Genomic DNA, 12,560 nt, shown 5'->3' with positions numbered 1-12,560 from the left:
GAGCCGTAGATCGTGAGCGTACGCATCTCTACTTCGCAGTTCTATAACACCAACCAGGCCAACTACCAGAGCAACTTCGCCAAGACGGTGCAGACCCAGCAGGAAGCCAGCGATGGCATCCGCGTGCGCTCGGCCAAGGATGACCCGGTGGGGGCGGCGCGGTTGCTGCAGCTGGAACAGCAGCAGAACATGCTCAAGCAGTACAACAGCAACATCACCAGCGTGCGTAATGCCCTGGGCACCGCCGAGAGCACGTTGGACTCGATCGGCAAGATTCTGCAACGGGTCAATGAACTGGCGATCAGCTCCGGCAACGCCTCGTTCACCGACTCCGACCGCAAGTCCAACGCCGACGAACTGGCGTCGCTGGAAGACCAGCTGTTTTCGCTGATGAACAGCAAGGATGAGAACGGCAAGTACCTGTTCTCGGGTTCCAAAGGCGATACGCCACCTTACGTGCGTAATTCCGACGGCACCTACAGCTACCAGGGCGACCAGGGCAAGCTGAACCTGCAGGTGGGCGATATGCTCACCCTGGCGGCCAACGAGACCGGCTACGATGCGTTCGAGCAGGCACTCAACACCAGCCGTAGCCAGACCACCCAGACCGCACCGTCCCCCGACGATGGCCGCGTCAGCCTGTCCAATGGCCAGGTTTCGGGCAGCTCGACCTACAACGACCGCTTCCGCAGCGGCGAGCCGTACACCATCGAGTTCATCAGCAGCACCGAATTCAAGATCACCGACGCCAACAACAATGACGTCACCCTCGAAGCCAGCCAGGGCGGCAAGTTCGACCCCAATGGCAGCAACACCACCGTGAGCTTCCGCGGTGTCGACCTGCGCCTGGACATCACCTACAAGGACGGCGACAAGGGCAACGAGGACGCGGTCATTGCCGGGCATACCTTCACCTTGAGTTCCAAGGCCGACGAGGTGTCTGGCACCCGTAGCCCAGGTAACACGTCCACCGAGCAGATCACCAGCGCAACCATCACCGACCAGGCTGCCTACAAGGCCGCTTTCCCGGCCGGCGGAGCCGTGCTCAAGTTCACCGGCACCAACACCTTCGAGTTGTACGCATCGCCGGTCAGTGCCGACAGCCGGCCGGTGGCTTCGGGCACCCTGGGTGGCCCGAACGGCACCACCGCCACTGCAGCAGGTGTCAGCTTCGAGTTGTCCGGTGCGCCGGCAGCCGGTGACTCGTTCGGGGTCAAGGTCGACACCCACCAGACCCAGAACATTCTGGACACCATTGGCAAGCTGCGCACCGCCCTGAGCACCCCACAGGACAGCGACCCGGCAGCCCGGCAGAACTTCCTGGCGTCGCTGGATTCGGCCATTGGCAACATTGCCAGCGGCATCAACCAGGTGTCGTCGTCGGTCAGTGCCATTGGTGGTCGTGGCCAGGCGCTGGATGTCCAGGCCGAAACCAACGAAGCCATCGGCACCGAGAACACCAAGACGCAAAGCTCGATCCGCGAAAGCGACCCGGCCGAAGTGATGGTGCGCCTGCAGATGCAGACCAACATGCTCCAGGCCTCGCTGCAGGCTTATGCCAAGGTCGCGGGCCTGTCGCTGGTCAACTACATCTGATTGAGCCTGGGCGTTCGCCTGCGCATCACACGAGGGTACCCCGGCAACGGCCGAACGGCCCTGCAGCGGTACCCTCGTGTCGTTTGGGGCGCGAGGGCCTGCCGAATTCTTCAGCGCAACACAGTTTCCCATCAAGGTCGTCATCGTGACTGAGCAGCCACTTGTCAGCATCGCCATCCCGGCATTCAGTGCCGAATTCTTCCGTGGCACCCTGGCCAGCGCCCTTGCCCAGAATTACCCGAACCTGGAAATCATCGTTTGCGATGACAGCGCCGACGGCCAGATCGAAGCCATCTGCGTGGAAATGGCAGCGCGGGCGAGCGTGCCGCTGCGCCATGTCCGCAACCCGTCCCGGTTGGGCTTTGCCCGCAACCTGCAGGCCTGCCTGGAGCAGGCCAATGGCGAACTGATCAAGTTCCTGTGCGATGACGACCTGTTGCTCGACAGTTGCATCAGCCGCCAGGCCGAGGTCATCAGCCGTTGGCCGCAGGTCAGCATGGTGATTGCCCAGCGGCTGATCTGTTCGGCCGATGACATCCTGCTGCCATCGCGCACACTCAATAGCGTGATCGCCCCGCAAAGTGCGGTGCTGGTGGGTACCGACCTGCTGGCAAGCATCACCGACAATGTGCCCAACCTGTTTGGCGGGCTCAGCCATGCCCTGTTCCGCCGCGACCAGGTGGAGGCGTACCTGGCCCAGTTGGTGATGGCTGGCGAAGGCTTCGCGGCGCGCCTTGACCTGGCCCTGTACGCCTGCCTGTTGCGGCGCGGGCACCTGGCGAGCCTGGAGCAGATCCTCAGCATCGAGCGGCTGCATGCCGGGCGCCTCAGCCATCACTCCAGCATGACCGAGGCCTACAAGGTCGAAACACAGTGGTTGGCACAGATGCTGGCGGCCAGCACCGGCGAGGCAGCACCTGCCAATGGCTGGGTACGCTACCTGCCGCTGGACGCCTACGCGGGCGATCTTAGCCAAGGCTGGGAAGAGTTCGATATCCGGCGCTTCTACGCCGGGCAGGTGGCCAACATCATTCAGCAGGTCGGCAGCCATGCACTGAGCTTTGCCGAACTCTACAGCGACTGGTTGGAGTGCCGCGACCTTTCCCCTGGGCAGCTGCGGTTATTGCCCAAGCGCATCGAACAGTGGCCGTCCCGGCCGCGCATCGTACCGGTGGTGTGGTGCGAGCCGGGCGATGAGCCGGCGCTGCGCGCTACCCTCGACAGCCTGGCGGTGCAATCCTACGCCGCGGCCTCGGTTGTGGTCCTGGCTCCGGAAGGCTTTGCCAGGGTGGACGCTGCCCAGGTGCAGTACCTGCCGCTTCACGGCAGCGGCTTCGAACACCTCAACCCATGGCTGGCCGCGCCGGCCCGTGCCGATTGGGTGTTGCTGCTGCGCGCCGGCGACCGCCTGCACCCTCACGCGCTGGTAATCATGGCCGAACGCATGGCGCTGCGCAGCGAAAGCCAATGCCTGTATGTCGATGAGGACACCTTCGACGGCCTTGCCCCCGGGAACCCGATCTTCAAGCCCGACTTCAACCTCGACCTGATGCGCAGCGTGCCCTATGTGGGGCGAGTGCTGGCGTTCCAGTGCGCGCAGTTGCAGGCGTTGGGCGGTTTCGACCCACAGTTCGGGAGCCTGGCGCCGCACGACCTGCTCTGGCGCATGGTCGAGGCCCATGGCCTGCATGTGGTCGAGCATGTGGCCGAATTGCTGGTGCACTGCCAGGGGGGGTATGCCAGTTGGCTCACCGAAACTGGCGGCCAGCAGCAGGCCGTGCCGGTGGTCGAGGCCCACCTTCGCCGATTGGGTGTGCCGGCTGCAGTGGAAGGCGCCGGTGCCAGCATGGTCGCGCGCATCACCTATCAGCACGAGGCGCCGGCCAGTGTGTCGATCCTGATTCCGGCCGGGGAGCACCTGCACAGCCTCAGGCGCTGCGTGGAGTCGCTGTTCGAGCACACCGGCTACGGCAATTTCGAAGTGTTGCTGATTGCCGAGGGTAACGAGCCCGCTGATGTCGTTGCCTGGCTGTCGGCAATGCGCAGCCTCGGCGGCGCGCTGCGGGTCATCGATAGCCAGGCGCAGGGCAGGGCGGTTGCCTTCAACCAGGCCAGCCTGCAGGCGCGTGGCGATTACCTGGTGTTGCTCGACCCGGATTGTGCATTCATCGACAGCCAGTGGCTCGATACCCTGATGGCGCAGGCCCAGCGCCCCGAAGTAGGCGTGGTCGGGCCGATGCTGTGCGCCGCCGATGGCAAGGTGATCAGTGCTGGCCTGGTGCTGGGGCTGAACAATGGCACCGTCGGCACGCCGTTCACCGGCAGCACCCTGGGCGCCGATGGCTACATGGGGCGCCAGCGCCTGGTACAGAACTGGAGTGCCGTGAGCATCGACTGCCTGGCGGTTCGGCGTGAGCTGTTCGAGGCCTTGGCTGGCCTGGATGCCACGGGCCTTCAGTCAGGCCTGGTGGAAGCCGACCTGTGCCTTCGCGCGCGGGAAATGGGTTACCTGGTCGTGTGGACGCCTTTTGCCAAGGTGGCCAAGTTGTCGGCGCACCGGCCGCTTGCCATTGGCCATGAGGCGGCTGTAGAGGCCAGGGATGTGTTCCACGATCGCTGGCTGGCCCGCGTCGCCCATGACCCTGCGTACAACGACAACCTGAGCCTGAAGATTGCCAATTTCAACCTTGAGCCAGGCTTGCGCAGCGGCTGGGACCCGTTCATCGCACGGGCGATGCCCAGTGTGCTGGCGTTGCCGACCAACACCACCGCCATTGGCCACTATCGGGTCATCCAGCCCTTCACGGAGCTGGAGCGCGCTGGCTGGATCCAGGGCCGTATCAACCATACCACGCCGGGGTTGATCGAACTGGAGCGCGAAAAGCCCGATGTCCTGGTGCTGCAGTGCCGCTACACGCCGGCCAATATCAGGGAGATGGCGCGTTTCAAGCGCTTCTCCAATGCCCGGCGAATCTACGAGTTGGATGACTACATCATCGCGCCGCCGAAAAAGAACGATCACGCCCGCAACCTGCCGGGCAACATCGGTGAGCTGGTCGCCCAAGGGATCGCCCTGTGTGATCGCGTGGTGTGTTCCACCGAGCCACTGGCCGATGCCTTGTCGAACCTGCACGACGATATCCGCGTGGTGCCCAACATGCTTTGCGCCGAGCTGTGGGCGGGCTTGACCAGCCAGCGCCAGACCAGCATTCGCCCGCGCGTGGGCTGGGCCGGCGGCACCAGCCACCGGGGTGACCTGGAGCTGTTGCTGGAGGTGGTCAGGACCCTCGCCAGCGAGGTCGACTGGGTGTTCTTCGGCATGTGCCCGGAACCGCTTCGGCCTTATGTGAAGGAATTTCACCCGGCGATCTCCATGGCCGACTACCCGCGCAAGCTGGCCAGCCTGAACCTCGACCTGGCGCTGGCACCGTTGGAGCAGAACCTGTTCAACGACTGCAAGAGCAACCTGCGCCTGCTTGAGTACGGCGCCTGCGGCTTCCCGGTGATCTGCAGTGATTCCAAGGCCTACGCAGGCTACCTGCCGTGCACCCGGGTGAAAGGCAACACCACCGAACACTGGCTGGATGCGATCCGCATGCACCTGGCCGACCCGCAAGCCAGCTATCGCCAGGGCGATGCCCTGCGCGAGGCGGTGCTGCAGGACTACATGCTGATGCCGCACCATTTGCAGCATTGGGCCAACGCCTGGCTGGCGGACTGATACGAGGCGCAGGCGCGAGCTTGTGTCGTAATGACAATTGAACAGGTGCTTTATGATCGAAACAGCAATCGGCTCGCGCAACGATGTGACCGTGGTTCTGCTGGGGCAGGATCAGGCGGATAACCTTGCCCGGGCACAGCATTACCATCGCCAGGCCGGCGTGCCTTGCACGGGGCTGGCAGTGCAGCCTGAGGCCGGTGACCTTTCCCAGCGCCTGGCGCATCTGCTGGATCAGCTGACGACCCCGTTCGTGATGCTCGCCGCCGACGCCGACTTCGTATTGGCCAGCGCCCTGGACAACGCAGCGGCATGCCTGGGTGAGCAGGCCCAGGCGGTGGCAGCGCAAGGCTATGCCCTGGGGTACGCGCCAGGTAATGGCCTGGTGGCCTATCACCGGGTCGGTTCGGCCTTTGCGCCGCTGGCACAGGACAATGCCCGCGCCAGGCTGGCCCAGTATGCCGAAGCCGGCCAGCAAGCCTGGCGTGCCGTGGTGCGGGTAGCGAACCTCAAGGCTGCCCTGGCCACCTTGCCTGAGGGCCTGGATGCAAGTGCATGGCGCATAGGCTTGTCGTTCGCGCTGCTGGCCCAGGGCGCGTTCGTGCAATTGCCCCAGGTCGACGTGGTGCTGGAGCATGGGGTTGCGAGCGACAGCCCGGTAGCCCGTGACGAACGCCTGACCCAGTTGGTGCGCACGCTGCGCCAGTGGGACGGCGAGCAGTTGGCGGTATGTGACGACGAAGCCGGTTTTGCCGTGCTCAATGCCTTTGTGCGCAACACCAGCGACGCCGAGGCGCCGCTGATTTTCAGCTCGCGCTGGAGCAGCGTCATCGACGACCCGGAGCGCGAGTTCGAGCCGCGCCAGGACGTTCGCCTGCCGTATTACAACGGCGAGCTGTTTGCCCAACTGACGGCACTGGAGTTCCTTTGCCACGCCTGGCCGACCAGCCGCCAGCATGTGCATGCGCTAGAAGGCGTGTGGGTACGCCAGCGCGAACTGCTGCAGGAACACCCCAACGATACCACCGAGAGCCTGCAGCATCGTTACTGGCAAGCGCTGGCCTTGGGGCTGTTCAGCGCCGACGTCGGCCGGCGCCTGTTGTCGACGCTCAGCGATGATGCCCGCGTGCGGGAGATGAACGACTGGCTGGGGCGCCTTGAGCAAGTGCCGGGCAGTGACCTTGCCCAGCGTCTGCAAGGCACCGTATCGGGCCAACTGATCGAGGCGATTGCCGCCGCTACCCCGGATGAAGTCGGCCGCCGGCGTGTGCTTGCGCACCTTGCCAAGCACCCGGCTACGCAGATTGCCTTCGTCGTGCTTGACCTGGAAAACGATGACGCAAGCCTGCAGGCGACCTTCGACAGCCTGCTGGCAAGCGGCCTGCGCAATTTCAAGTTGCTGGTGCTCAAGGCTGGCAAGCCGCCCGCCATCACCACCGCGCGCGATACCCTGCATTTCATCCAGGTCAGCGAAAGCAATTGGGTGACCCACTTGAACCAGGCGCTGCGCCAATTGCCAAGCGACTGGCTGCTGTTGCTGGAGGCCGGGGATGTCCTGCTCAGTGGCGGCCTGCTGCGTCTGTGCGCCGAAATCAGCGAGGCGCCTGGTTGCCTGGCCATCGCTGCCAACGAAGTGCATCGCGATGCCGACGGGCGCCTGCTCGACGTGGTGCGCCCAGGCGCCGACCTGGACCTGCTGCGCAGCCAACCAGGCTTGATGTCGCGGCACTGGCTGGTGCGTCGTGAGGCGGTTGTGGAGCTGGGCGGTTACAGCGAAACCCACCGTAACGCGCTGGAGCTCGACCTGCTGCTGCGCCTGGTAGAAGCGCACGGGCTCGCCAGCCTGGCACACATGGATGATCTGCTGGTCATTGGCCGGCAGGCCTCGCCGGCGCTGCCCCTGGCGGCGCAGACCGTGCTCGGCCGGCACCTGACGCAGCTGGGCTACCGCAGCCAGGTCAGCGACCAGGGCACCTCCGGCCTGGTGGTGGATTTCCGCCATGACGGCACGCCGCTGGTCAGCATCCTGCTGGCCTACGAGGGCGACGTGGCGCAGTTGCAGGCTTGCCTGACGTCGGTGCTGCAGCGTACCCGTTACCCGCGCTACGAAGTGCTGCTGGCGTGCGCCAGCGATCAATTCGACATCGAAAGCGATGCCGCCAAGGCCCTGGCAGGGCGCGTGCGCCTGTTGGCGGGGGAGGCGGGGGCCTCGCGTGAAGCCCTGTTGAACCTGGCGGCCAGCCAGGCGCGTGGCGAATACCTGGTGCTGTTGTCGGCACGTTGCAACGTGATCACCCCGGCCTGGATCGAAGGCCTGCTCAATGAAGCTCAGCGGCCGGAAGTCGGGGTTGTCGGTGCGCGCCTGTTCGCCACCGACGGCACCTTGGCCCATGCCGGTTATCAACTGCTCGCCGGGCCGCAGGTGCTTCAGCCCTGGGAGGGGTTGCCGGCCGAGCAAGTGGCCAGGCAGCGCTGGTTGTCCTCGGTGCGCAGCTGCGCGGCGGTGTCCGGAGACTGCCTGATGGTGCGCAAGTCGGTCTTTGAACACTGTGCAGGGCTGCAGGCGCAGCCCGGTGCCGACATCGACCTGTGTCTGGGTGTTCGCGATGCCGGCCTGATGGTGGTGTGGACACCGCGTTCGCAGCTGTTGGTTCATTCGCGCCCAGGCGCCGAACATGCCAATACCGGGGCGGCGGTAGCCGCACGCTGGCCGGCCGCCTTCAGCGACCAGATGCCGTTCGATGGCCGCGCATTCAGCGCTGACCGGCTGGCATGGTTGGGCCAGTTGGCGTAGCCGTTGCAGCTGGCGCGGGAATTGCAAAAGCCGGGTTAATGACCCGGCTTTTTCATGTCCGGTGGCAACTTATTGACAGGCCCGGGGCGTGAGAAGCGTGCTGGATGGGATGAGTGATGCAAAAGAAAGTGGCTGTGCTGCAGTCCAACTACATTCCCTGGAAGGGGTACTTTGACCTGATCCGCAGTGTCGATGCGTTCGTGTTCTACGACGATGTGCAATACACCCGTCGTGACTGGCGCAACCGCAACAAGATCAAGACCGCCCAGGGTGAGCATTGGTTGACGGTGCCGGTGAAGAACAAAGGGCGCTTCGAGCAACTGATCAACGAGGTCGAGATCAGCGACCCCCACTGGGCCGAGCAGCACTGGAAGACGATTGCCATGAGTTACCGTCGCGCGGCCTGCTTCGACATGATGGAAGGCCGCATCCGCGCGTTGTATGAGCAGGCGGGCCGGCTCGATCACCTGTCGGCCATCAACCAGTTGTTCATTGCCGGCCTGTGCCCCTTGCTGGGTATCCACACCCCGTTGTACCGCTCCGAGGAACTGGGCAAGGCAGACGGGCGCAACGAGCGCTTGATTCACCTGTGCCAAGCAGTGCAGGGCAGCCATTACCTGTCGGGCCCCGCAGCCAGTTGCTACCTCGATGAAGCGGCCTTTGCCACCGCCGGGCTTGAGGTGTCGTACATGAGTTATGCCGGTTACCCCGAGTACCCGCAAGTGCACGGTGAGTTCCAGCATACGGTGAGCGTGATTGACCTGCTGTTCAACACCGGAACCGACGCCGTCACCTTCCTGGAGCGTCGGGCTGCCTGAAGGGCGGGCTTTGCTGATGGCCTTTTTGTGATTGGAACCAGGAGTTCAACGATGTCGAATGCCGCGCTGCCGGATGCCCCTTCGCACGAACACGCGCTGGCGCGCCTGCGGTTGATGTTTGCCAAACCGGAGCATCCGTACTACATCTATGCGCCGGATTACCGCGAAACCTCCTCCGGTATCGTCTCGATGCATTACCTGTGTCACCTGTTGAACCTCAACGGGCGTGAGGCCTACGTCCAGGGTGCGCAGGTGTTCAACCCGGAGCTCAAGACGCCGCGGCTCGACGCTGCCACGGCCGAGCGTCACAAGCAAGCAGGCAAGGTGCCGATTGCGGTGTACCCGGAAGTGACCCCGGGCAACCCGCTGAACCTGGCGGTCGTTGCCCGTTTCCTGCTGAATTTTGAAGGGTTCATCTCCGGCAAGCCCATGGATGCGCGGGTGGACGACCTGTTCTTCTACTACGCCCCGCGCCTTGCCGAACACCATGGCAACCCAGGTGCTGATCTGCTGTGCCTGCCAACCATCGACATCGAGCGGTTCTGTGCCGGCAGCACCCAAGGTCCGCGCCAAGGCTGTTACCTGTATCAGAACCGTCACCCGCTGGAGCAAATCGACTACAGCCTGCTGCCCGCCGGCATCGAGCTGCTGAGCATTGCCAAGGCGCTGACGCTGCCTGAGCTGGCCGCCGTGCTGCGCAAGGCTGAGGTGCTGTATACCTATGAATGGTCGATGACCTGCGTCATGGCCGTGTTGTGTGGATGCCCGGTGATCTTCATGCCGGGCGTGGGGATCGACCGAACCTTCCTGGAAAACAGCTTTTTCGGGTGTGTCGGCTTTGCCCTGTTCGATGAGCCCGACGCGCTGGAACTGGCCAGGTCCAGCCTCGACCAAGCCTTGCCGCGCTACGTCGAGCGCACTGCGCCCTTTTGGCAGCAGCTCGATACCTTCATTGCCAAGACTCAACAGGCAGCCCGGCGCGAGGAACAGGGCAACCGCCTGGGCATGCTCGACTGGCTGCGCCAGCGCTACCCGCGACCGGGGCAAGGGCGCGTGCTCGAAGAACGCCTGGCCAGCCCGACAGCGCCCAGCCTTGCGGTGCTGGTGAAGGATAACGGTAATCCCCTGGCGCTGGCCGATACCCTGCACAGCCTGGCGCGTGGCTTGCACCGCCGCGTGCAGGTGACGGTACTGGGCGGCCCGGAGCGCGCCGCCGATACCGTGCAGTGGTTGCCCTGCGACCCGCAGCAGCCGGTTGCCGCGCTCAATGGTTGGCTGGCATCGACCACCTGTGACTGGTTCATGCTGGTTGATGCGGGGGCGTGTTTCATTCCCAGCGGCCTGCTGGTGACGGCGGTCGAGTTGCTCGATGCCCCCACGCACTGCCTGGCGGCATTCGCGGATGAAGCCCTGCGCCGGGAAGATGGCACGGTCGAATTGCTGCTTCGCCCAGGCTTGAACCTGGACTTGCTGCTCGGCTACCCGGCCGGTTTGTCGGCACACTGGTGGTACCGGCGCGAGTCCCTGCTCGGGCAGGGAGGCTTCGCTGCTGGCGTTGGCAGCGCGTTCGAATTCGAATACCAACTGCGCGTGCTCAGTGAGCAGGGCCTTGACCGTGTAGCCCATGTGAGCGAGCCCCTGCTGATTGTCGACACGCCTGCCCGCCCCCAGGGCGAAGACGAACAAGCCGTCATCCTCGCGCACTTGCGCGGGCGCGGCTACGCCGACGCCCAGGTTCACCCTGTCGAGGTGGCCAACGGCGGCTACCGTATCGAATACAGCCGGCCGGCCAAGGCCGGGGTCAGCATCCTCATCTACCTGGACGGGCAGCTGGCCCAGTACCAGCGGTGCCTGGAAAGTGTGCTGGCCAATACTGCCCACGGCGATTACGAATTGCTGCTGATCGAGCCTGGCAACGACGACCCGGCATTGCTGGCCTGGTTGGACATGCTTGGGCAACTGGATGAGGTGGCACTGCAGGTGCTGCGCTTCGAACCCGGCCAGGCACGCGCGGCGATGTGCAATGCGGCTGCTCAGGAAGCGAGGGGCGATTACCTGGTGTGGCTCGATGCCCGTGCCAGTGTGATGGATCGTGGCTGGTTGCAGGCGCTGCTCAACCATGCCCAGCGCCCGGAAGTGGGCGCCGTGGGTGGCAAGTTGCTGGGCAGCGCCGGCGAAGTTCGCCAGGCAGGGCTGGTGCTGGGGTTGGGCGGCACGGCCGGGCCTGCCTTCGAGGGGATGGCGGCCTCTGCCAGCGGCTACCTGGGCCAACTGTGGCTGGCGCGCAACTGTTCGGCGGTCGGCGCTCAATGCCTGATGATTCGACGTGCGCTGTTTTTCGAGGCCGGTGGCTTCGACGCAGACCAACTGCTGGCGCCCTGGAGCGACCTGGACCTGTGCCTGAGGCTGGCCCAGGGTGGCTACCTGAACGTATGGACCCCGTATGTGCGGGTGCTGCTCGATGACGAGCCGGCGCCGCTGCATAGCGCCGAGCAGGAGGATGCCCTGTACGCACGCTGGCTCCCGCGTCTGGCCCATGACCCGGCCTACAACGGCAATTTCTCGCTGCGCGGCGGCGCCAGTTTCACCCTGGAAAACAACGGCCTGACCTGGCGGCCTTTGAAACACTGCGTGCCAAATGTACTCGCCTGCGTGGCTGATCGGCAGGGCATTGGCCGGTCGCGGTTGATCGAGCCATTCAGGGCGCTGCGCGATGAAGGCTGCCTGGAGGGTGCGCTGACCAACGGTTTGCCGAACCCGGTAGAGATCGAGCGCGTAAACCCGGCCAGCGTGGTCTTCCAGCGGCCACTTGCCGATAGCCAGCTGTTGGCCTTGCGCCGTCTCAGCGCATTCTCCACGGCGTTCAAGGTGTATGACCTCGATGGCTATTTGCCAGAGATGGAACTGGGCGAAAACTGGAGCGCCGACGAGCTGCTGCTGCGTTTGCGCCAGGGCATGATGCAGGCCGACCGGGTCCTGGTGCCCAGCCAGGCACTGCTGGAGTTGCTGCAAGATGAGCATGAGGATGTGCGCCTGCTGGAAGGGGCGCTGCCGGTTAGCTGGGGCGCCCTGCGTGGTCAACGGGGCAAAGGCGCCAAGCCGCGTGTGGGCTGGCAGGGCTGCAAGGATGTGGGCCTGTTGGCCGAAGTGGTGCCAGCACTGGCGGATGAAGTCGAGTGGGTCGTGCTGGGTGACTGCCCGGCCGAGCTGCGGCCATTGCTGAGTAGCTGCCAGCCGGCCGTTGGGCAGGACCAGCTGGCCTTGCACCTGTTGGCGCTGGACCTGGACCTGGCCCTGGTGCCCATGGCCGACACCTTGGGCAATGCCTGCTCGGGCGACATGCGTGTGCTGCAGCACGCAGCCTGTGGGCATCCGGTCATCTGCAGCCGTGTGCCCGGTTTCACCGGTAGCCAGGCGCTGCCGCTGACGCAGGTACACAACGACCCGGCCGACTGGATCCGCGCGATTCGCCTGCACCTGGACGATCGTCAGGCCTCGGCATGCCTGGGTGATGCACTCCAGGCCAGGGTCCGCGAGAACTGGTTGCTCGATGGCGAGCGTTTACAAACATGGCGGCGTGCCTGGCTGGCCGACTAGGCGCCGCAGGCATGGTTTTTTGACCTGGACGGACTTC

The 12,560-nt window shown here is 64.7% G+C and carries 5 protein-coding genes; all 5 read left to right on the top strand.

Annotated elements, in window-relative coordinates:
- The first annotated feature begins 12 nt into the window (after positions 1–12).
- The 5 genes from F3J44_RS23720 (at position 13) to F3J44_RS23700 (ending at position 12,523) form a co-directional block, all read left to right on the top strand.
- Complete coding sequence (locus F3J44_RS23720; protein WP_167276588.1) at positions 13–1,596, top strand: flagellar hook-associated protein 3; 1,584 nt, start codon at positions 13–15, stop codon at positions 1,594–1,596.
- Positions 1,597–1,741: 145 nt separating this feature from the next.
- Positions 1,742–5,317, top strand: coding sequence for a glycosyltransferase (locus tag F3J44_RS30420; RefSeq protein ID WP_167276585.1), 3,576 nt, complete (start codon positions 1,742–1,744; stop codon positions 5,315–5,317).
- A 52-nt stretch (positions 5,318–5,369) separates the two neighbouring features.
- Positions 5,370–8,108 carry a glycosyltransferase gene (locus tag F3J44_RS23710; RefSeq protein WP_167276583.1) on the top strand — a complete coding sequence of 913 codons (2,739 nt, stop codon included), beginning with the start codon at positions 5,370–5,372 and terminating at the stop codon, positions 8,106–8,108.
- 116 nt (positions 8,109–8,224) lie between these two features.
- Positions 8,225–8,926 (top strand): WbqC family protein, encoded by a 702-nt coding sequence (locus tag F3J44_RS23705; protein WP_167276580.1) that lies wholly within the window; start codon positions 8,225–8,227, stop codon positions 8,924–8,926.
- Between the two features lie 51 nt (positions 8,927–8,977).
- Complete coding sequence (locus F3J44_RS23700; RefSeq protein WP_167276577.1) at positions 8,978–12,523, top strand: glycosyltransferase; 3,546 nt, start codon at positions 8,978–8,980, stop codon at positions 12,521–12,523.
- Positions 12,524–12,560 lie beyond the last annotated feature (37 nt).

Source organism: Pantoea sp. Tr-811, assembly GCF_011752535.1.
Classification (GTDB): Bacteria; Pseudomonadota; Gammaproteobacteria; order Pseudomonadales; family Pseudomonadaceae; genus Aquipseudomonas.
The sequence above is the reverse complement of the archived record's forward strand: the minus strand, read 5'-3'. Positions and strand labels throughout refer to the sequence as shown.

What these genes read in the sequence shown, in the direction of transcription:
- F3J44_RS23710 (WP_167276583.1), top strand. Translation starts at nt 5,370, where the DNA reads ATGATCGAAACAGCAATCGGCTCGCGCAACGATGTGACCGTGGTTCTG.
- F3J44_RS23705 (WP_167276580.1), top strand. Translation starts at nt 8,225, where the DNA reads ATGCAAAAGAAAGTGGCTGTGCTGCAGTCCAACTACATTCCCTGGAAG.
- F3J44_RS23700 (WP_167276577.1), top strand. Translation starts at nt 8,978, where the DNA reads ATGTCGAATGCCGCGCTGCCGGATGCCCCTTCGCACGAACACGCGCTG.